Source organism: Burkholderia anthinoferrum (assembly GCF_002925705.1).
Classification (GTDB): domain Bacteria; phylum Pseudomonadota; class Gammaproteobacteria; order Burkholderiales; family Burkholderiaceae; genus Burkholderia; species Burkholderia semiarida.
Window position 1 is genome coordinate 679,617 of sequence record NZ_LFZP01000052.1, and the last position, 19,728, is coordinate 699,344.

Annotated in this window: 17 protein-coding genes; 9 read left to right on the top strand and 8 right to left on the bottom strand. The window is 66.6% G+C overall.

Features of this window, described 5'->3' with window-relative positions:
- Positions 1 to 78 precede the first annotated feature (78 nt).
- The 4 genes from folE2 to C5F75_RS25760 form a co-directional block, all read right to left on the bottom strand.
- The gene (gene folE2, locus C5F75_RS25745) at positions 79 to 888 is read right to left on the bottom strand and encodes a GTP cyclohydrolase FolE2 (protein ID WP_059583149.1); all 810 of its coding nucleotides are present in this window, start codon (positions 886 to 888) and stop codon (positions 79 to 81) included.
- A gap of 154 nt (positions 889 to 1,042) precedes the next feature.
- Positions 1,043 to 2,947 (bottom strand): 1-deoxy-D-xylulose-5-phosphate synthase, encoded by a 1,905-nt coding sequence (gene dxs, locus C5F75_RS25750; RefSeq protein WP_059582921.1) that lies wholly within the window; start codon positions 2,945 to 2,947, stop codon positions 1,043 to 1,045.
- 81 nt (positions 2,948 to 3,028) lie between these two features.
- The gene (locus C5F75_RS25755; protein WP_059582924.1) at positions 3,029 to 3,913 is read right to left on the bottom strand and encodes a polyprenyl synthetase family protein; all 885 of its coding nucleotides are present in this window, start codon (positions 3,911 to 3,913) and stop codon (positions 3,029 to 3,031) included.
- On the bottom strand, positions 3,910 to 4,203 hold the full coding sequence (locus tag C5F75_RS25760) for an exodeoxyribonuclease VII small subunit (protein ID WP_006479428.1): 294 nt from the start codon (positions 4,201 to 4,203) through the stop codon (positions 3,910 to 3,912). The genes C5F75_RS25755 and C5F75_RS25760 overlap by 4 nt, the downstream gene beginning before the upstream one ends.
- A gap of 269 nt (positions 4,204 to 4,472) precedes the next feature.
- Here C5F75_RS25760 and C5F75_RS25765 point away from each other — a divergent pair, with 269 nt between their 5' ends.
- On the top strand, positions 4,473 to 5,579 hold the full coding sequence (locus C5F75_RS25765; RefSeq protein ID WP_059582927.1) for an aromatic ring-hydroxylating oxygenase subunit alpha: 1,107 nt from the start codon (positions 4,473 to 4,475) through the stop codon (positions 5,577 to 5,579).
- 117 nt (positions 5,580 to 5,696) lie between these two features.
- Positions 5,697 to 6,566 carry a sulfurtransferase gene (locus C5F75_RS25770; protein WP_059582932.1) on the top strand — a complete coding sequence of 290 codons (870 nt, stop codon included), beginning with the start codon at positions 5,697 to 5,699 and terminating at the stop codon, positions 6,564 to 6,566.
- Between the two features lie 84 nt (positions 6,567 to 6,650).
- On the opposite strand, the gene C5F75_RS25775 is transcribed toward C5F75_RS25770, so the two are convergent.
- From C5F75_RS25775 to polA, 3 genes are all read right to left on the bottom strand, one after another.
- A complete protein-coding gene (locus C5F75_RS25775) occupies positions 6,651 to 7,526 on the bottom strand; it encodes a dienelactone hydrolase family protein (RefSeq protein ID WP_059582935.1) in 876 nt (291 codons plus the stop codon).
- Positions 7,527 to 7,885: 359 nt separating this feature from the next.
- Positions 7,886 to 9,220, bottom strand: coding sequence for an NAD(P)/FAD-dependent oxidoreductase (locus C5F75_RS25780; RefSeq protein WP_059582937.1), 1,335 nt, complete (start codon positions 9,218 to 9,220; stop codon positions 7,886 to 7,888).
- A gap of 278 nt (positions 9,221 to 9,498) precedes the next feature.
- Positions 9,499 to 12,252 (bottom strand): DNA polymerase I, encoded by a 2,754-nt coding sequence (gene polA, locus C5F75_RS25785; RefSeq protein ID WP_059582940.1) that lies wholly within the window; start codon positions 12,250 to 12,252, stop codon positions 9,499 to 9,501.
- Position 12,253: 1 nt separating this feature from the next.
- On the opposite strand from polA, the gene C5F75_RS25790 reads away from it, so the two are divergent.
- From C5F75_RS25790 to C5F75_RS25805, 4 genes are all read left to right on the top strand, one after another.
- The gene (locus tag C5F75_RS25790; RefSeq protein WP_059582942.1) at positions 12,254 to 13,015 is read left to right on the top strand and encodes an LOG family protein; all 762 of its coding nucleotides are present in this window, start codon (positions 12,254 to 12,256) and stop codon (positions 13,013 to 13,015) included.
- Positions 13,016 to 13,396: 381 nt separating this feature from the next.
- Positions 13,397 to 13,687 carry a hypothetical protein gene (locus C5F75_RS25795; RefSeq protein WP_059582944.1) on the top strand — a complete coding sequence of 97 codons (291 nt, stop codon included), beginning with the start codon at positions 13,397 to 13,399 and terminating at the stop codon, positions 13,685 to 13,687.
- A gap of 155 nt (positions 13,688 to 13,842) precedes the next feature.
- Entirely contained in the window at positions 13,843 to 14,835 is a 993-nt protein-coding gene (locus C5F75_RS25800) for a GlxA family transcriptional regulator (RefSeq protein ID WP_059582947.1), read from the top strand.
- Positions 14,836 to 14,983: 148 nt separating this feature from the next.
- Positions 14,984 to 15,547 (top strand): tautomerase family protein, encoded by a 564-nt coding sequence (locus tag C5F75_RS25805; RefSeq protein WP_059582950.1) that lies wholly within the window; start codon positions 14,984 to 14,986, stop codon positions 15,545 to 15,547.
- Positions 15,548 to 15,662: 115 nt separating this feature from the next.
- Here C5F75_RS25805 and C5F75_RS25810 read toward each other — a convergent pair whose 3' ends face one another.
- The gene (locus C5F75_RS25810) at positions 15,663 to 17,189 is read right to left on the bottom strand and encodes an AMP nucleosidase (RefSeq protein WP_011548157.1); all 1,527 of its coding nucleotides are present in this window, start codon (positions 17,187 to 17,189) and stop codon (positions 15,663 to 15,665) included.
- Positions 17,190 to 17,318: 129 nt separating this feature from the next.
- Between C5F75_RS25810 and C5F75_RS25815 the strand changes: the two genes are divergently transcribed.
- The 3 genes from C5F75_RS25815 to C5F75_RS25825 all read left to right on the top strand — a co-directional run bounded on the left by C5F75_RS25815 (position 17,319) and on the right by C5F75_RS25825 (position 19,627).
- Positions 17,319 to 17,729, top strand: coding sequence for a hypothetical protein (locus C5F75_RS25815; protein ID WP_059582953.1), 411 nt, complete (start codon positions 17,319 to 17,321; stop codon positions 17,727 to 17,729).
- Between the two features lie 99 nt (positions 17,730 to 17,828).
- Positions 17,829 to 18,827, top strand: a complete 999-nt coding sequence (locus tag C5F75_RS25820; protein ID WP_059582956.1) for a homoserine kinase — start codon at positions 17,829 to 17,831, stop codon at positions 18,825 to 18,827.
- Positions 18,818 to 19,627: a BPSS1780 family membrane protein gene (locus C5F75_RS25825; RefSeq protein ID WP_059582957.1), complete on the top strand. Its 810-nt coding sequence runs from the start codon at positions 18,818 to 18,820 to the stop codon at positions 19,625 to 19,627. The genes C5F75_RS25820 and C5F75_RS25825 overlap by 10 nt, the downstream gene beginning before the upstream one ends.
- The last annotated feature ends 101 nt before the right edge of the window (positions 19,628 to 19,728 follow it).

Sequence of the window (19,728 nt, forward strand, 5' to 3'; positions counted from 1 at the left end):
CGCGACACCGTCAGCCGGAAAACAGAAGGCCGCTCGAACGAGCGGCCTTTCTCATGGGCGCGACAAGACGCCGCGGCGTTATGCAGCCAGCCGCTTGTCGCGCTCGATCAACGCATACGCGCTATGATTGTGGATCGACTCGAAGTTCTCGGCTTCGAGCACGTAAGCGGCCACGCGCTCGTCCGCATCGAGGCGCTGCGCGATATCGCGCACGAGATCCTCGACGAACTTCGGATTCTCGTATGCACGCTCGGTGACGAACTTCTCGTCCGGACGCTTCAGCAGCCCCCACAGCTCGCACGACGCTTCTTCTTCCGCGATGCGGATCAGCGCCTCGACCGGCAGATCGGCAGCCAGCTCCGCATCGATCGTCACGTGCGAGCGCTGGTTGTGCGCACCGTATTGCGAGATCTTCTTCGAGCACGGGCACAGGCTCGTTACCGGCACGAGCACCTTCAGGAACAGGCGCGTATCGCCGTTGCGGCTTTCGCCCGCGAGCGTCACTTCATAGTCGAGCAGGCTTTGCACGCCGGACACCGGCGCCGTCTTGTTGACGAAATACGGAAACGTGACTTCGATGCGGCCGGCTTCGGCTTCGAGCTTTTCGAGCATCGACGCGAGCATCGCGCGAAAACGCTCGACCGTCAGCGGCGCACGATTCTCTTCGAGCAGCGCGACGAAGCGCGACATGTGCGTGCCCTTCTGATCGGCCGGCAAACGGACATCGAGGTTCCAGACGCCGACCGTCGGTTGCACGTCGCCGCTTTCGGTACACACCGTCAACGGATGCCGGACCGCCTTCACGCCCACGCGCTGAATCGGAATCTGACGGGTATCCACCGTGCTCTGCACGTCGGGCATCACGAAGGCGGGATTCATCTGGTTCATCTTGTTCAATCCTTGTAAGCCGCGCGTTCGACGACGCGCACGCCGCGTCATGCGGCAGCCGGAAAAGCAACATGGGCCCGCAGGCCCATGTTTTCCGCATCAATGTAGACCGGTTGCGCCAGTCGCACCGACGCCGCCCGCGGGCGGCGTCAGCTTATGCGACGCGCTTCGCCTGACCGGCGACGTCGGCCGCCGGGTTCAGGAAGCGTTCGCGAATCGATTTCGCGATGCCCGCGCCGTCGAGGCCGCATTGCGACAGCAGCTTCGCGGGGTCGCCGTGATCGATGAACTGGTCAGGGAGGCCCAATTGTAGTACGGGTCGGATAACCCCACTCTCCATCAGGGCTTCCACGCAGGCCGAGCCCGCGCCACCCATCACGCAGCCTTCCTCGACCGTGACGACGTAGTCGTGCGTTTCGGCGAGCTCGCGCACGAGCGCCGCATCGATCGGCTTCACGAAGCGCATGTTCGCGACCGTTGCGTCGAGTTCGTCGGCCGCCGCGAGTGACGGCGCGACCATCGTGCCGAACGCGAGGATCGCGACGCGCTTGCCTTCCGGCTGCGACGTGCGGCGACGCACTTCGCCCTTGCCGAGCGGGATCTCGGTGAATTCCTTCACCGTCGCCACGCCCGTGCCCGCGCCGCGCGGATAGCGCACCGCGGTCGGGTTCGGCTGCTGGAGCGCCGTGTGCAGCATCTGGCGGCATTCGTTCTCGTCGGATGCGGCCATGATCGTCATGTTCGGGATGCAGCGCATGAACGCGAGATCGTACGCGCCCGCATGCGTCGCGCCGTCCGCGCCGACGAGGCCCGCGCGGTCGATCGCGAACACGACCGGCAGGTTCTGCAGCGCGACGTCGTGGATCAGCTGGTCGTACGCACGCTGCAGGAACGTCGAGTAGATCGCGACGACGGGCTTCAGCCCTTCGGTCGCGAGACCGCCCGCGAACGTCACCGCGTGCTGCTCGGCGATGCCGACGTCGTAGTAGCGATCCTTGAAGCGCTTCTCGAATTCGACCATGCCCGAGCCTTCGCGCATCGCGGGCGTGATGCCGACCACGCGCGTATCGCGCTCGGCTTCGTCGCACAGCCACTCGCCGAACACCTGCGTGTACGTCTTCTTCGCAGGCGTGGTCGACGGCTTGATGCCTTCGGCCGGATTGAACTTGCCGGGGCCGTGATAGAGCACGGGATCGGCTTCGGCGAGCTTGTAGCCCTGGCCTTTCTTCGTCACCACGTGCAGGAACTGCGGGCCGCGCAGTTCGCGGATGTTCTGCAGCGTCGGGATCAGCGAATCGAGATCGTGACCGTCGATCGGGCCGATGTAGTTGAAGCCGAACTCCTCGAACAGCGTGGCCGGCACGACCATGCCCTTCGCATGCTCCTCGAGCTTGCGCGCGAGTTCGAGCACCGGCGGCGCGACGCTCAGCACACGTTCGACGCCCGCGCGCGCGGCCGCGTAGAAGCGGCCCGACATCAGGCGGGCGAGATGGCGATTCAGCGCGCCGACCGGCGGCGAGATCGACATGTCGTTGTCGTTCAGGATCACGAGCAGCTTCGCATCCTCCGACACGCCCGCGTTGTTCATCGCCTCGAACGCCATGCCGGCCGTCATCGCGCCGTCGCCGATCACGGCGATGGAGAAGCGGTCGTCGCCGTTCAGCTGGCTGCCGATCGCCATGCCGAGCGCGGCGGAAATCGACGTGCTCGAGTGCGCGGTGCCGAACGTGTCGTATTGGGATTCGCTGCGGCGCGGGAAGCCCGAGATGCCGTCGTACTGACGCAGCGAATGCATCTGGTCGCGGCGGCCCGTCAGGATCTTGTGCGGGTAGGTCTGGTGACCCACGTCCCAGACGATGCGATCGTTCGGCGTGTTGAACACGTAGTGCAACGCGATCGTCAGCTCGACCGTCCCGAGGTTGGACGACAAATGGCCGCCCGTCTTCGACACGCTGTCGAGCACGAACGCGCGCAGTTCATCCGCGAGCGGTTGCAGTTGGCGACGATCGAGGCGGCGCAAATCCGCCGGGTCGTCGATGGTTTTCAGCAAGTCGTACATCGTCGTTCCATTGTAGGAAATCAAACGCGCCCGCATTCTTTTGCACGCACCGTAGCGTGTGCGCGGCGGCGGGCTTTCGCGTCAGCTGACCCGGTTCACCACCAGGTCGGCAAGTTCGGCGAGACGCTGTGCGCGTGCGCCGAACGGTTTTAGCGCGTCGTGCGCTTCGGCGCGCAGCTGCGCTGCCAGCTCGCGCGACGCCTCGAGACCGAGGATCGATACATAGGTCGGCTTGTCGTTCGCCGCGTCCTTGCCGGCCGTCTTGCCGAGTGTCGCCGAATCGGTCGTGACGTCGAGAATGTCGTCGACGACCTGGAAGGCCAGACCCACGGCCCCCGCGTACACGTCCAGCGCAGCCATCGTTTCCGCCGAAGGCGTCTCGCCCGCCAGCGCGCCCATTCGCACGGCCGCGCGCAGCAATGCGCCCGTCTTCATCCGGTGCATCGTTTCGAGCTGCTCGCGCGTCAGCTTCAGGCCGACGCTCGCCAGGTCGATCGCCTGCCCGCCGGCCATGCCGATCGAGCCGCTCGCGAGCGCCAGCTCGCGCACGAGCGCCGCCTGCTGCGCCGGCGACAGCGCATCGGCGTCGGTCAGCGCCACGAACGCCTGCGACTGCAGCGCGTCGCCGACCAGCAGGGCCGTCGGCTCGTCGTACTGCACGTGCACGGTCGGCTTGCCGCGACGCAGCGCATCGTCGTCCATGCACGGCATGTCGTCATGCACGAGCGAGTAGACGTGGATCATCTCCAGCGCCGCCGCCGCGGCGTTGCGGGCCGCCTCCGTCGCACCGGTCAGCTCGCCTGCCGCATGGCACAGCAGCGGGCGAACGCGTTTGCCGCCACCGAGGACCGCGTAGCGCATCGCCTCGTGAAGTTTCGCGGGCGTCGCGGTTTCGGCCGGCAGATAGTGGCCGAGTGCGTCCTCGACACGGTCAAGCACGGACCGCATCCATTGTTCGAATGTCATAGATCGTCGTCTTCGCCGTCCGTGGCGGCCGTTCCGGACGAAAGCGGCTTCAGCGTCGCGCCGTCGAGCACGCGGACCTGCTGCTCCACTTTCTCGAGCTGCTGTTGGCAAAACGCAACGAGGGTCGCACCGCGACGATACGCCGCCAGTGAATCCTCGAGGCTCAACGCGCCGCCTTCCATCCGGGCAACCAGCGTCTCGAGTTCCGCGAGCGCCATCTCGTAATTGTCCGGCAACGGTTCGGTGCCATTGCCGGGCGGCGTGGCGCCTGGGGATGCGGTTTTCGCCATGGACGAGGTGTCAAATTTCAAAACAAGTCGGACATTCTACGGCAAAAGAGAATTTTCCGACCTGCCGTCTTGGGCGCCCGCGCACAATTCCGGCCCCATCTTCGACGCACAGTGTGCGCCTTTCGAGGGTAGCCCGACAAAAAATTGACACAAATCAGGCACTTAATCCTAGCCTTGCGAGGCGAACCGGGTATAATTCTCCGTTTCCCTAAATCGATTTTTCGATGGTTGGGTTGTTCACTGCTTTCACGCTAACACCGGGAGTGGGAATGTCCAATCTGAGCGATGCGCTTCAGTTGAAGTCGGCCCACAGCCAGCTTCCAGTCACTGCATATTTCGATGAGGCGCTACTCGAGCGCGAGATCGAAACCCTCTTCAAGAAAGGACCTCGTTACGTCGGGCACGAGCTGATGGTGCCCGAGGCGGGGGATTATTTTGCGCTGCCGTCCGAGAAGGAAGGCCGCGTGCTGGTCCGTAACCAGACGAACCGGATCGAACTGCTGTCGAACGTGTGCCGCCACCGGCAGGCGATCATGCTCAACGGGCGCGGCCACACGCAGAACATCGTGTGCCCGCTGCACCGCTGGACGTACGACCTCGAAGGCGAGCTGCTTGGCGCGCCGCACTTCCCCGACAAGCCGTGCCTGAACCTCGGCAAGAGCCCGCTGCAGAACTGGCAGGGGCTGCTGTTCGAGGCCGAGGGCCGCAACGTCGCGCGCGACCTCGCCAACCTCGGCACCAAGCATCACTTCGACTTCTCCGAGTACCTGTTCGATCACGTCGAAGTGCACGAGTGCGATTACAACTGGAAGACGTTCATCGAGGTCTACCTCGAGGATTATCACGTCGTCCCGTTCCACCCGGGCCTCGGCAGCTTCGTGTCGTGCGACGATCTCAAATGGGAGTTCGGCGACTGGTACAGCGTGCAGACGGTCGGCGTGCACAACGCCCTCGCGAAGCCGGGCAGCGCGACTTACCAGAAATGGCACGAGCAGGTGCTGAAGTTCCGCAACGGCGTGCCGCCGGAGTTCGGCGCGATCTGGATGGTCTACTACCCGGGCCTGATGATCGAGTGGTATCCGCACGTGCTGGTCGTGTCGTGGCTGATCCCGCGCGGGCCGCAGAAAACCACCAACATCGTCGAGTTCTATTACCCCGAGGAAATCGCGCTGTTCGAACGCGAATTCGTCGAGGCCGAGCGCGCGGCCTATATGGAAACGGCCGTCGAGGACGACGAGATCGCGATGCGGATGGACGCAGGCCGCCGAGCGCTGATGGCCCGCGGCGAGTCGCAGGTCGGCCCGTACCAGAGCCCGATGGAAGACGGGATGCAGCACTTCCACGAGTTCCTGCGCCGCCACCTCGGCGACCTCTGACAGCGGCCGCGGCGCCTCGACGCCGCCCGGCCGCCGGCAAGCGAAAAGACGGGCTTCGGCCCGTCTTTTTTTGTTTAGACTTGGAGTGTCAGGCCATTCGCACTCCAGGGAGCCGTCATGCCACACACTCATTACACCACGCTCATCTCCGCCGCCAATCTCGCCGAGCGCCTGGCCGCGGCGCCCGGCAGCGTCGCGCTGTTCGACTGCCGCTTCGATCTCGCCGATCCCGGCGCCGGCGAGGCCGCCTACGCGGCCGGCCACCTCCCCGGCGCGCAATATCTTCATCTCGATCGCGACCTGTCCGGCCGCAAGACGGGCACCAACGGCCGCCATCCGCTGCCGACCCGCGACGCGCTCGCCACGCTGCTCGCGAGCCGCGGCCTCAAGCAGGGTCAGCAGGTCGTCGCGTACGACGCGCAAGGCGGCGCCTATGCGGCGCGCCTGTGGTGGCTGCTGCGCTGGCTCGGCCACGATTCGGTTGCCGTGCTCGACGGCGGGCTGCAGGCGTGGGAAGCGGCCGGCCAGCCGCTGACGACCGACGTGCCGCAACCGGCCGCCGGCGATTTCCGCACGGCAACGCCACTCGAATCGACGGTCGATGCAGCTGCCGTGCTCGCGAACGTGTCGTCGCCCGCGCGCGTCGTGATCGATGCACGCGCACCGGACCGCTATCGCGGCGAAAATGAAACGATCGATCGGGTAGGCGGCCACATTCCCGGTGCGCGCAACCGCTTCTTCAAGGACAACCTGACTGCCGACGGCCGCTTCAAGACCGGTCATGAATTGCGCGAGGCATTCACCGCCGTGCTGGCCGGCACCGAGCCGAACCGCGTGATCCTGCAATGCGGCTCCGGCGTCACCGCATGCCACAACGCGCTGGCGCTGGAAGTGGCCGGCCTGCACGGCGCGTCGCTGTACCCGGGCTCGTGGAGCGAATGGAGCGCCGATCCGTCGCGGCCGATCGCGACCGGCCCGAACCCTTGAGCACCCACGCGACGCGATGAGGATGATGCGGCGGCCGATGCCGCGGCGGCCGATGCCGCGGCGGCCGATGCCGCCGCTCGTCGTTCACATCACGCCGTACTTGTGGAACCACTCGATGGCGCGCTTCCAGCCATCCTCGGCATCGGCCTTCACATAGCTCGGCCGGTAATCGGCGAAGAACGCGTGGCCGGCATCCGGATACACGACGATCTCCGATTCGCGCGCGAGCTTCGAATCGCTCGCCTGGATCGCCTTGCGCATGTCCGCGAGCGACGCCTGCGTGATGTTCTGGTCCTTCTCGCCGTACAGCCCGAGTACCGGCACCTTCAACAACGATGCGTGATCGACCGGGTTGAACGGCGTCATCTCGTCGGTCTTGCCCTCGACGAACCCGTACCACGCCACCGCGGCCCGCACGTGCGGATTGTGTTCCGCATACAGCCACGCCTGGCGGCCGCCCCAGCAGAAGCCGGTCACACCGAGGCGCGTCAGGTCGCCGCCGTTCTTGCCGGCCCACGCGACCGTCGCGTCGAGATCCTCCGTCACCTGCCGGTCCGGCACCTTGCTGACGATGTTGTCGACCAGCGCCTGGATCGTCGGATACTTCGCCGCGTTGCCCTGCCGGGCGAACAGGTCGGGCGCGATCGCGAGATAGCCGAGCTTCGCGAAGCGCCGGCACACATCGGCGATATGCGCGTGCACGCCGAAGATCTCGTGAATCACGATGACGACCGGCAGGTTCGTCTTGTCGACCGGCTGCGCGCGATAAGCCGGTACGCTCGCATCGCCCGAGCGGATCTCGATGGTGTCGACGTCCAGCCCGGCGCTGTCGGTCGTGACCGTCTGCGCCGACACGGGCAGCACGGCCGCCGCGAAGGTGCCGCCCAGCGCAGCCTGCATGAACTTGCGGCGCGAGAACGGGACATGGGGGACCAGGCTGTCGACTTCGGGTTTCAACATGAATGCACTCCTCGATTGGGCGCCGCCGTCACGATCGCGGATACGGCATGACGGGGCATCGCACCGGCGCACGGCGCGGATGTCGCGGCGGTTGGCACCCCGCCGCAAACGAAAACCCGGACAAGATGCCCAATAATCCGTTGTCGCGTCAACTGTCGGATGTGTAAGACTCGATTACGACGCGTTGAGGCGATCGAATCGATCATCGCACGGCGGCCTGCCGACGGGCCGCCGAGTCACCGTGCGGCGGCGCGCATCGTGGTTCGTCGCGCGGCCGAATCGTTGCGAATCGAAACGAAAAACGGGCGGCGAACACGCTCGACAGGCGCATCCCGCCCGCTCCGCGCGCAAGCGCGCGATCAGTGCAGCTTGACGCGCGGCAGGGTCGTGCGCCGCAACCAGTGCGCGACCGTGTCGAGCATCATCCGCGGATAACCGTGCAGCGCCGCGATGTGCAGCCGATACAGCGACATGTACATGAAGCGCGCGAACAGCCCTTCGATCAGCATGTTGCCGCCGATCAGCCCGCCCATCAGGTTGCCGACCGCACTGAAGTGGCCGAGCGACACGAGCGAACCGAAATCGCGATACGTGAACTCGGGCAGCGGGCGCCCCTCGAGCCGGCAGCCGATCGCCTTGAGCAGGAAACTCGCCTGCTGGTGCGCCGCTTGCGCGCGCGGCGGGACGTTGCGTTCGTTGCCGGGCCATACGCAGGCCGCGCAATCGCCGAGCGCGAACACGTTGTCGTCCGTGAAGGTCTGCAGCGTGCGGCGCACGTCGAGCTGCCCGAGCTTGTTGACCTGGAGGCCGTCGAGGTGCGAAAGCACGGACGGCGCCTTGATGCCCGCCGCCCAGACCGTCAGATCCGCGCGCACCGCCTTGCCGCTCGCGGTATGCACGAACCCGGGCGCCACCTCGGTCACGCGCTCGGCGAGCATCAGCCGCACGCCGAGCTTCTCGAGCAGTTCGGCCGTCGCCGCCGACACGCGCTCCTGCAGTGCCGGCAGAATCCGCGGCCCCGATTCGATCAGCACGATGCCGACGTCATGGCGCGGATCGAGCTTGTGCAGCCCGTACGCGGACAGCACCTGCGCGGTATTGCGCAGCTCCGCGGACAACTCGACGCCCGTCGCGCCGCCGCCGACGATCACGACCTGGATGCGCGGTTCGGCCGACTCGCCCGGCGCGCTCGGCGCCGGCGCCTGGTGCTCGGCGCGCATGCACGCCGCGATCAGCCGCTTGCGGAAGCGTTCGGCCTCCCCGACCGTGTCGAGCGCGATCGCGTTTTCCGGGGCGCCCTGCACGCCGAAGAAGTGGGTCGTGCTGCCGATCGCGATCACGAGCGTGTCGTATTCCAGCTCGCGCGCCGGCAACAGCTCCGCGCCGTCGCTGTCGTTGAGGGGCGACAGCGTGACGCGCTTCGCCGCGCGATCGAGCCCGGTCAGCTCGCCCTGCTGGAACTCGAAGCCGTGCCAGCGCGCCTGCGCCGCATACTCGAGCTCCTGCGTGAACGGGTCCATGCTGCCTGCCGCGACCTCGTGCAGCAACGGTTTCCAGATGTGCGTCGGATTGCGGTCGACGAGCGTGACAAGCGCACGCGCGGGACGATTGCCGCGCGCGCCGTAACGGTCGCCGAGCCGCGTCGCCAGTTCCAGGCCGCCGGCGCCTCCGCCTACGATGATGATCCGATGCATCTGATTCCCCCTTTGCGATTCGAAACTGCTGCCGCCGGATGAAGCAAACGCCATATACGCGCGCCGCCCGGTGGATTAACCGGTTCGGACATCATCGATGTGCACTTCGAAGCACTTCGATGCGTCCGATCCGGAACGCAGGGCGCGCCGCCCCGCGTCAATGACATGACTCACATGCATTGTCCGGGAGCTTGCGCGTTGACCACAAGCAAACCATCTCGATATTTGGCATCCCTGCAACAATATGCCGCGGGAAACGGGAATCGCGCGGGGGTGCGTCAGTGTGCCTCTTCCCAGTTCGCGCCGGCGCCCACCTCGGCGACCAGCGGCACCTTCAGCTTCGCGACGCCGCACATCATTTCCGGTAGTTTCTCGCGCACGAGCGGCAGCTCGCCTTCCGGCACCTCGAGCACCAGTTCATCGTGCACCTGCATGATCATCCGCGACGCGAGCTTGTCGCGCGTCAGCCAGTCGTCCACCGCGATCATCGACAGCTTGATCAGGTCGGCCGCCGTGCCCTGCATCGGTGCATTGATCGCCGCGCGCTCGGCCGCCTGGCGGCGCGGGCCGTTGCCGCCGTTGATCTCGGGCAGCCACAGGCGGCGACCGAAAACGGTTTCGACGTAGCCCTTCTCCTTCGCGGTCGCGCGCGTGTCTTCCATGTACTGCGCGACACCCGGATAGCGGGTGAAATAGCGGTCGATATAGAGCTTCGCCGCGTCGCGCGTGATGCCGAGGTTCGATGCAAGCCCGAACGCGCTCATCCCGTAGATGAGCCCGAAGTTGATCACCTTCGCGATCCGGCGCTGGTCGGAATTGACCTCCAGCGGCGTCACGCCGAACACTTCGGCGGCCGTCGCGCGATGGATGTCCTCGCCCTGCGAGAACGCGCGCAGCAGCGACGCGTCGCCGGAAATGTGCGCCATGATCCGCAGCTCGATCTGCGAGTAGTCGGCCGACACGATCCGGTGGCCCGGCGATGCGATGAACGCCTCGCGGATGCGCCGACCTTCGGCCGTGCGCACCGGAATGTTCTGAAGATTGGGGTCGTTCGACGCAAGCCGGCCCGTGACCGCGACCGCTTGCGCGTAGTTCGTGTGCACGCGGCCGGTGGCGGGATTCACCATGCGCGGCAGCTTGTCGGTATAGGTCGACTTCAGCTTCGACAGCCCGCGATGCTCGAGCAGCACCTTCGGCAGCGGGTAGTCCTCGGCCAGCTTCTGCAGCACTTCCTCGTCGGTCGACGGCGCGCCGCTCGGCGTTTTCTTCACGACCGGCAACTGCAGCTTCTCGAAGAAGATCTGCCCGATCTGCTTCGGCGACCCGAGATTGAATTCGCCGCCGGCCAGCTCGTACGCCTGCCCCTCGAGCTCGATGAGGCGCGTCGCGATCTCGCTGCTTTGCGCCTGCAACAGCGCATCGTCGATCAGCACGCCGGTGCGCTCCATCTTGCGCAGCACGAGCGACACCGGCATCTCGATGTCGCGGTACACGCGCTCGAGGCCCGGTTCGCGCGCGACCTGCGGATACATCGCGTGATGGAGCTGCAGCGTGATGTCCGCATCCTCGGCCGCGTACGCAGCGGCCTGGTCGAGCGCCACTTCGTCGAAACCGATCTGCTTCGCGCCCTTGCCCGCCACGTCCTCGTACTTGATCGTCTTGACGCCCAGATGACGCAGCGCGAGGCTGTCCATGTCGTGCGTGCGGTGCGATTCGAGCACGTACGATTCGAGCAGCGTGTCGTGCTCGATGCCGTTCAGCGCGATGTCGTAGTTCGCGAGCACTTGCGCGTCGTACTTCAGGTGCTGGCCGACTTTCTTGCGATCGGCCGACTCGAGCCACGGCTTCAGGCGCGCGAGCACTTCGTCGAGCGGAAGCTGCTCGGGCATGTCGGGACCGCGGTGCGCGACGGGCAGATAGGCCGCCTTGCCCGGCTCGACCGAGAACGACAGCCCGACGAGCCGCGCGAGCATCGGATCGAGCGCGGTGGTCTCGGTGTCGAACGCGGTCAGCGCGGCCGCGTCGATCTTCGCGAACCACGCGTCGAACTGCTCCCAGGTCTGGATCGTGTCGTATTCGCGCGCGATGTCCGCCGCGACGACCGGGGCCGGCTCGCCTTCCGGCGCATCGGCGCCGCCGCCTTCCGCGGGTGCGCTGTCGACTTCGCGCAGCCAGGTCTTGAAGCCGTAGCGCGCGAAGATGTCGCGCAGCAGCTCGCGTGCTTCGCCGTCCGTCTTCAGCGACGCCTCGATCGATTCGAGATGCGGCGCGAGATCGCACGACGTGTCGACGGTCACGAGCTTGCGGCCGAGCGGCAGGAAATCGAGCGCGCGGCGCAGGTTGTCGCCGACCACGCCCTTGATCTCGCCCGCGTGTTCGATCACGCCGTCGAGGCTGTCGTATTGCGACAGCCACTTCACGGCCGTCTTCGGCCCGCACTTCTCGACGCCCGGCACGTTGTCGACGGTGTCGCCGATCAGCGCGAGGTAGTCGATGATCCGCTCGGGCGGCACGCCGAACTTCGCGATCACGCCGTCGCGATCGAGCGTTTCGTTGGTCATCGTGTTGACGAGCGTGACGCGATCGGTGACGAGCTGCGCGAGATCCTTGTCGCCGGTCGACACGATCACGTTCATCCCGTGCCGTTCGGCCTCGCGCGCGAGCGTGCCGATCACGTCGTCGGCCTCGACGCCTTCGACCATCAGCAGCGGCCAGCCGAGCGCGCGCACCGCGCCGTGGATCGGCTCGACCTGCAAGGCGAGATCGGGCGGCATCGACGGGCGGTTTGCCTTATAGTCGGCATAAAGGTCGTCGCGGAACGTCTTGCCCTTTGCATCGAACACGCAAGCGCTATACTCTGCACTGACTTCCTTGCGCATACGGCGCAGCATGTTGATGATTCCGTAGAGCGCTCCGGTCGGCTCCCCGCCAGGGCCACGCAAATCAGGCATCGCATGGTAAGCCCGATACAGATAGCTCGAACCGTCAACCAATAGCAGGGTCTTACCTTCCAGATTTCGTTCTTCAGGCATTATGAACAAGAGAAAAGTGATTCCGAGTCTGCGTTCGCTCGCAGATCAAGAACGCGCGACGGCCAAGAAGGCGCGCGCATCGTGGCAGATGTTCACGATTATGGCAGAGTTTATCGAGGCGACCGAGTACCTGTCGGAGATCCGCCCGGCTGTCAGCATCTACGGTTCTGCCCGCCTCAAACCCGACAACCCGCACTACAAACTTGCCGCGCAGATCGCGCGCAAGCTGTCGGACGCCGGCTTCGCGGTGATCTCCGGCGGCGGCCCCGGCATCATGGAAGCCGCGAACAAGGGTGCGCACGCCGGCAAGGCGCCGTCGGTCGGCCTGAACATCGAGTTGCCGCACGAGCAGGCCGGCAACCACTATCAGGACATCTCGCTGCGCTTCCGCCATTTCTTCACGCGCAAGGTCACGTTCGTGAAGAATTCGGATGCCGTGATCGTGATGCCGGGCGGCTTCGGCACGCTCGACGAACTGTCCGAAGTGCTCACGCTGATCCAGACGAAGAAGTCGCGCCTCGTGCCGATCATCCTCGTCGGCAGCGAATTCTGGCAGGGGCTGCTGCAATGGTTCCGCGATCAACTGATTCCGATGGGCCTGATCAATCCGGAAGACATGAACCTGATGCAGGTGATCGACGATCCCGACCAGGTGCTCGACGCGGTGCTCGCGTTCTACGAGGACAGCGGCGAGGAAGAGGAAGGTTCGGACGGCGACGATCAACCGCCGCGGCCTGAAGAAGACCGGATGTTCTATCTGTAACGGTCAGTGACGACAGCCGGCCCGACGGCCGGCTGTCGTGCTTTTCACGCAAAGGGCAGCGCGATCCGGTGGCCCGCCGGGCGTGACTTTGTAACGCGCTGTTAATGCCCGTTCGCCGCCGCGCGCGGTCGAATGTCAAATCCCGCAGTCGGCGCTGCGTCATGCGGCGGGATCAGCCGCACCGGCGGCCCGCCAATGTCAAACGGATGGCCCTTCGCGCGCCTGTGCACCGCCAATCCTCCGTAATAATCACGACTCGCCTTTTCCGTCGCGCGGCAGCACACTGCATTGTGTCGGCGCGGCGTTCCCCCGGTGGAGCGCCCCCCCCTCGCTTCCATCGCGTCGCGTCGGCCTATTCATCACGACACCACGGAAAAGAACATGCAACGCTCGCTGATCGCCCTCGCTTTCGCCGGCCTCGGCCTTTCGCTGTCCGGCCTCGCTCACGCCGTCAACGTCGACGTCAACATCGGCACGCCCGCGCCGGTCGTCGTCGCGCCCGCCCCCGTCGTGGTCGCCCCGGCGCCGGCCGTCATCGTCGGCTGGCACGGCGACCGCTACTGGGACGGCCGCCGCTACTGGGAACGCCGCGAATGGGAAGAGCACCAGCACTATCGCGGGCGTGGCGGCTATCACTGCCCGCCGGGACACGCGAAAAAGGGCGAGTGCTGAGCGCCCGGGCGCGTTCACCCGCGACGCAAGGCCGCCCGCGCGATTCGGCGCAGGGCGGCCTTTGATTTTGGGTGGCGGGCCGCGAACGAAAGGCGGCGGAGCCGCTCGATTCCGGGTGGTAGGATTGCCCTCGTCCAAGGCCTGTCCCGCCACTCATGCCGCTCATCCGAATCTGGGCCGTCGACCGCGCCCTTGCGTCCGGTATCGCCGCGCCGACCGACATCCTCACGGCAGCCAACCATATCGCATCGACGATGCCACCGCATCGCACGGCTACACCGTTCCGCTGGCGCGTCGAATCGATCGACGGGCGGCCCGTGCGCACGGCGTCCGGGCAGGTCGTTCCGGTCGACGGCGCGATCGACGGCGGCAGTGCCGCCGACGCGATCTGGCTGACCGGTCCGTTCGTCGCGGATCTCGACCGGCTGCTCGACAAGCCCGCCTCGCTCGCGCCGCTGTTCGACGCACTGCGCCGGCAACACGCGCGCGGCACGCTGATCGCGACTTACTGCACCGGCGCGTTCCTGCTCGCGGAGGCCGGATTGCTCGACGGCCGCGTCGCCACGACGCACTGGTCGAAGGCGTCGAGCTTCCGCGCACGCTATCCGGACGTCGCGCTGCGCGCGTCCGACGTACTGACCGAACAGGACGGCATCCTGTGCGGCGGCGCGGTCACGTCGTACCAGAATCTCGCATTGCGGGTCGTCGACAAACTGGCGAGCGCGCGCGTCGCCGCGTCCGTCGCCAGGCTCATGTTGATCGACATGAATCGCGACTCGCAGGATTCGTTCATCGACCTCGACCGGATGGGCCACCACGGTCACGACGATCCGGCCATCGCGCGCGCGCAACGCTGGATGGAAAAACACTTGCGCGAACCCTTCAGCCTCGCACGGCTGAGCGACCACGTCGCGATGAGCGAACGCACGCTCCATCGCCGCTTCCGGGACGCGGTGGGCGCCCCGCCGCTCAGGTATCTCCAGACGCTCAGGATCGAAGTCGCGAAACGGCTGCTCGCGGAAACGAAGCTCGCGATCGACACGGTGTGCGAACGCGTCGGCTATGCGGACATCAGCGGCTTCCGGCAACTGTTCAAGCGCGAGACCGGCATCTCCCCAGGAGAATATCGCCGCCGCTTCGCGCGTTAGGGCCTGAAACGGCCGGGAAGCGCGATGTCGGGAATGGCATCGTCGAATGGCAGTTTCGCCACTTCGCGCGTGGCGACGCGGTTCATACACTGGGTTCACGTCTCCTTGACCGGAGCGACGCGATCTCCACCGAACCCAGGACACCATCATGCCGATGATCGATGTGACCATCCCCGAAGGCGCGCTCGCGCCGCAAGCCGAAGCACAGTTGATGAACGAACTGACCACCACGCTGATCCGCCACGAGGGGCTCGATCCCGACGATCCGCGCGTACGCGACGTGACCTGGATCTTCGTCCATCGGCCGGCGGCCGTGTATCGCGCGGGCGTCGTCGCACCTGCGCCGATCTACCGGGTCGTGCCGACGGTGCCGGAAGGGCAGTACACGGACGCCGCGCGCGCCGCGCTGATCGCCGACGTGACCGCCGCCGTCGCACGTGCGGAAGGCGTGCCGATCGACGCCGTCGCGACGCGCGTGTGGGTCTTTCCGACGGAAATCGACGACGGCTGCTGGGGAAGCCGCGGCACGGTGCGCCGGCTGCCGGACATCATGGAATATTTCGGCGGCACGACGCTGCGCGCGCTCGGCGAACAGCGCCTGGCGATCAAGCGGCGCGCGGATGCGGGCCGGCTCGTCGATGCGGTGCGCGACTCGATGCTGGAGACGGCCCGGCGTGGATCGCACGAGCCGAGCGCCGAAGCCGCGCGCTGACGCCGGGTCGCAACGGAATCGCAACCGGCCCCGCGTCACGGAAGAAAGGCATGCCCCGGTTCGCGATTGCGCCGGACATCGCGGCGCGCACCGCAACCCGGGGCCGCGGTTCACGTCACTGGAACGCCACTTCCGCAAAGCTGCGCAGCTTGCGGCTATGCAGCTTGTCGAGCCCGTTCGTGCGCAGGATCTCCATCGCCTTCACGCCAATCTGCAGATGCTGGTCGACCTGCCCGCGATAGAACGTGTCGGCCATGCCCGGCAACTTCAGCTCGCCGTGCAGCGGCTTGTCCGATACGCACAGCAACGTGCCGTACGGCACCCGGAAGCGGAAGCCGTTCGCGGCGATCGTCGCGCTTTCCATGTCGAGCGCGATCGCGCGGCTCTGCGACAGCCGCTGCACGGGCTCGCGATGGTCGCGCAGCTCCCAATTGCGGTTGTCGACGCTCGCGACCGTGCCCGTGCGCATCACGCGCTTCAGTTCCACGCCCTCCAGCCGCGTGACCTCGGCCACGCCGCGCTCGAGCGCGAGCTGCACTTCGGCCAGCGCCGGGATCGGCACCCACAGCGGCAGGTCGGCGTCGAGCACGTGATCTTCCCGCACGTAACCGTGCGCGAGCACGTAGTCGCCGAGCCGCTGCGTGTTGCGCAGCCCCGCGCAGTGGCCGAGCATCACCCACGCGTGCGGACGCAGCACCGCGATGTGATCGGTGATCGTCTTCGCGTTCGACGGGCCGACCCCGATGTTGACCATCGTGATCCCGCTGCCGTCCGCGCGCTTCAGGTGATACGCGGGCATCTGCGGCAGGCGCGGCGGCGCGGTGCCCTCGGCGGGCTCGCCGCCGAGGTTCGCGTTGTACGTGACGACGTCGCCCGGCTCGACGAACGCGCTGTACTCGCTGCGGTACGCACGCACCTCGGGATCGTCGCTTTCCGTCATCATCGTGCGGCCGAGCTTCACGAACTCGTCGATGTAGAACTGGTAGTTCGTGTAGAGCACGTAATTCTGGAAGTGCGTGGGCGACGTCGCCGTGTAGTGGCGCAGCCGGTGCAGCGAGAAGTCGACGCGCGCGGCCGTGAACAGCGCGAGCGGATGCGGCTCGCCGGGCGCCGGCTCGAACGTGCCGTTGACGATGCGGTCGTCGAGATACGACAGGTCGGGCGTGTCGAAGATGTCGCGCATCGCGAGCAGCCGGTCGCGATCGAGTTCGCCCTCGAGATGAATGCCTTCCGGAAACGCGAAATGGATCGGAATCGGCTGCGACGACACGCCGATCTCGATCTTGACATGGTGATTCTTCGCCAGCAGGCGCAGTTGCTCGCGGTAGTAGTTCGCGAAGAGATCGGGGCGCGTGACCGTCGTCTCGAATACGCCGGGGCCCGCGACGAAGCCGTACGAGCGGCGCGAATCAACGTGCGTGTTGACGTCGGTGCGGATCCGCACGAACGGATAGCATGCGCGCACGTGCTCGGTAATCGCTTCGTGGCGGCGATAGCGCGCGAACGCATCGCGCAGGAAGCCCGTGTTCGTGTCGTAGATGGCGGACAGCCGCGCGACCGCGGCGATCGGATCGTCGAAAGCCTCGACCGACGGGCTTTCGGGCGACAGCACACGGTGCCGGCGGCTCAAATCGTTCTTCATTTTCATCACCTCGTCTGATCCGACGACATTACCACGGAACCCGGGCGCCTTTATGGCCGCCCCCGCGCACGCAGGGGCCGGATGGCGCGCAGTATTTGCTAAAATCGGTGGGTTCACTGGAGACTCATCATGAAGCCGCTCATTTTCGTCGCCGCTGCCGTCGCGTTTGCCGCCGCCAGCGTCGCTCACGCCGCCGGCGGCACGCCTGAGGCCGACGCGCCGGGCGCCGACGCGCAGGCCCGGGCCGAGGCCAACGAAGCCGCCGGCCTGCCCGATCTCCGCAAGATCAACCGGCCGGGCGCCGAAGTCACGTCGAAAGTCGACTTCGCGGACATCCGCCGCACGCCGAGCTTCCACGAAAAGAGCAAGAACGGCACCGAAGTCACCGAGTACCGCGACCGCGGCAAGCCGGTCGAGATCGACGTGAAGTCGAACTTCGGCACGCGCTACCAGATGAGCTCGACGCCCGACACGTCGCCGAAGCCGCACGACGCCGGCATCCCGATCACGCGCCTGCCGTCGCTGAACCTGCGCTACTGATTTCGCGGCGCCGCGCGTCGAGCGCGCCGCGCCGCCCCTTCACCCGTTGTCGCGCTGCACGCCGCCCGCGTGCCGACACCCTGACCTGACGCATCCCGCATGGCCGTTTTCACCGCTGTTTCCGACTCCGATCTCGCGCAATGGATGCGCCACTACGAACTGGGCGACGTGCTGGCGTTCCGCGGCATTCCGTCCGGTATCGAAAACAGCAATTTCTTCCTGACGACGACGCGCGGCGAATACGTCCTCACGATCTTCGAAAAGCTCACGGCGCAGCAGTTGCCGTTCTACCTCGACCTGATGCGCCATCTGGCCGCCCACGGCGTGCCGGTGCCGGACCCGGTCCCGCGTGACGACGGCGCGCTGTTCGGCGAGCTGCACGGCAAGCCGGCCGCGATCGTCACGAAGCTCGACGGCGCGGCCGAACTCGCGCCCCGGGTCGAACACTGCATCGAGGTCGGGCAGATGCTCGCGCGCCTGCATCTCGCGGGGCGCGACTATCCGCGCAGCCAGCCGAACCTGCGCAGCCTGCCGTGGTGGCAGGAGAACGTGCCGGCCATCGTGCCGTTCATCACGGACGCGCAACGCACGCTGCTCGAAGGCGAGCTCGCGCACCAGGCCGGCTTCTTCGCGTCGGACGACTATGCGGCGCTACCGGCCGGGCCGTGCCATTGCGACCTGTTCCGCGACAACGTGCTGTTCGCGCACGCGGCGCCCGGCACCGGCCACGACGTCCGGCTCGGCGGTTTCTTCGATTTCTATTTCGCGGGCTGCGACAAGTGGCTGTTCGACGTCGCGGTCACCGTCAACGACTGGTGCGTCGACCTCGCGACCGGCGCGCTCGACGTCGCACGCGCCGATGCGCTGCTGCGCGCGTACCAGACGGTTCGGCCGTTCACGGCCGAGGAGCGCCGCCACTGGAGCGACATGCTGCGCGCCGGCGCGTACCGCTTCTGGGTGTCGCGCCTGTACGACTTCTACCTGCCGCGCGCGGCCGAGATGCTCAAGCCGCACGACCCCGGCCATTTCGAACGCATTCTGCGTGAGCGTATCGCGCATACGCCCGCGCTTCCCGAGATCCAAACCGCATGCAACTGATCGAAGTGCCCGCCAAAACGGGCTATGTCTGGTTCCGTCAAGGCATCTGGCTGTTCCGCCGGAATCCGCTCGCGTTCATCACGCTGTTCTTCACGTACCTGCTCGCGATCACGCTGGTGTCGATGGTGCCCGTGATCGGCTCGGCGCTGCCGTTGGTGTTCATTCCCGGCATCGCGGTCGGCTTCATGGCCGCATGCCGCGACACGGTGGCCGGCAAGACCGTGATGCCGACGATCCTCGTGGACGGCTTTCGCTCGTACGGCACCGTCGCGACCCAGCGGCTGCTCGCGCTCGGCGTGATCTACGTCGCGTCGATGGTGCTGGTGTTCGCCGCTTCGTCGTTCGTGGACGGCGGCGCGCTGTTCCACATGATGATGGGCGCGGCCGACGAAGCGAACACGACGCCCGAGACGCTCGCCGCGCAAGGCGCGCTCGGCGCGCTGTTCTTCGCGACGCTGCTCTATCTGCCGGTCGCGATGCTGTTCTGGTTCGCGCCGGTGCTGGTCGCATGGCATGACGTCCCGCCCGCGAAGGCGCTGTTCTTCAGCGTCGTCAGCTGCTGGCGCAATCGCGGCGCGTTCGTCGTGTACGGCGTGCTGTGGTTCGCCGTCGCGCTCGGCACGTCGCTCGCGCTGTCGCTGCTGCTGCAGGCGCTCGGCGCGGGCGCGTATGCGCTGACGATCATGATGCCGGTGACGATCATCATCGTCACGATGCTGTACTGCTCGTTCTACGCGACCTATCGCGGCTGCTTCGGCGTGCAGGAACCGGGTGCGACGACGACGATGTCGGGCCGCTGATCCTGCTTCCGGCCGGCGCATGTCGCCGGCCGCTCCGCTGTTCGGCCCCCGGTCGTCGCCGGCGCGCTTCTAGTCTCCCCTTTTTCCATATCGACTGCTCT

What these genes read in the sequence shown, in the direction of transcription:
- C5F75_RS25820 (WP_059582956.1), top strand. Translation starts at nt 17,829, where the DNA reads ATGGCCGTTTTCACCGCTGTTTCCGACTCCGATCTCGCGCAATGGATG.
- C5F75_RS25765 (WP_059582927.1), top strand. Translation starts at nt 4,473, where the DNA reads ATGTCCAATCTGAGCGATGCGCTTCAGTTGAAGTCGGCCCACAGCCAG.
- C5F75_RS25780 (WP_059582937.1), bottom strand. Translation starts at nt 9,220, where the DNA reads ATGCATCGGATCATCATCGTAGGCGGAGGCGCCGGCGGCCTGGAACTG.
- C5F75_RS25810 (WP_011548157.1), bottom strand. Translation starts at nt 17,189, where the DNA reads ATGAAGAACGATTTGAGCCGCCGGCACCGTGTGCTGTCGCCCGAAAGC.
- C5F75_RS25760 (WP_006479428.1), bottom strand. Translation starts at nt 4,203, where the DNA reads ATGGCGAAAACCGCATCCCCAGGCGCCACGCCGCCCGGCAATGGCACC.
- folE2 (WP_059583149.1), bottom strand. Translation starts at nt 888, where the DNA reads ATGAACCAGATGAATCCCGCCTTCGTGATGCCCGACGTGCAGAGCACG.
- C5F75_RS25805 (WP_059582950.1), top strand. Translation starts at nt 14,984, where the DNA reads ATGCCGATGATCGATGTGACCATCCCCGAAGGCGCGCTCGCGCCGCAA.
- C5F75_RS25795 (WP_059582944.1), top strand. Translation starts at nt 13,397, where the DNA reads ATGCAACGCTCGCTGATCGCCCTCGCTTTCGCCGGCCTCGGCCTTTCG.
- C5F75_RS25775 (WP_059582935.1), bottom strand. Translation starts at nt 7,526, where the DNA reads ATGTTGAAACCCGAAGTCGACAGCCTGGTCCCCCATGTCCCGTTCTCG.
- C5F75_RS25825 (WP_059582957.1), top strand. Translation starts at nt 18,818, where the DNA reads ATGCAACTGATCGAAGTGCCCGCCAAAACGGGCTATGTCTGGTTCCGT.
- C5F75_RS25790 (WP_059582942.1), top strand. Translation starts at nt 12,254, where the DNA reads ATGAACAAGAGAAAAGTGATTCCGAGTCTGCGTTCGCTCGCAGATCAA.
- dxs (WP_059582921.1), bottom strand. Translation starts at nt 2,947, where the DNA reads ATGTACGACTTGCTGAAAACCATCGACGACCCGGCGGATTTGCGCCGC.
- polA (WP_059582940.1), bottom strand. Translation starts at nt 12,252, where the DNA reads ATGCCTGAAGAACGAAATCTGGAAGGTAAGACCCTGCTATTGGTTGAC.
- C5F75_RS25770 (WP_059582932.1), top strand. Translation starts at nt 5,697, where the DNA reads ATGCCACACACTCATTACACCACGCTCATCTCCGCCGCCAATCTCGCC.
- C5F75_RS25800 (WP_059582947.1), top strand. Translation starts at nt 13,843, where the DNA reads ATGCCGCTCATCCGAATCTGGGCCGTCGACCGCGCCCTTGCGTCCGGT.
- C5F75_RS25815 (WP_059582953.1), top strand. Translation starts at nt 17,319, where the DNA reads ATGAAGCCGCTCATTTTCGTCGCCGCTGCCGTCGCGTTTGCCGCCGCC.
- C5F75_RS25755 (WP_059582924.1), bottom strand. Translation starts at nt 3,913, where the DNA reads ATGACATTCGAACAATGGATGCGGTCCGTGCTTGACCGTGTCGAGGAC.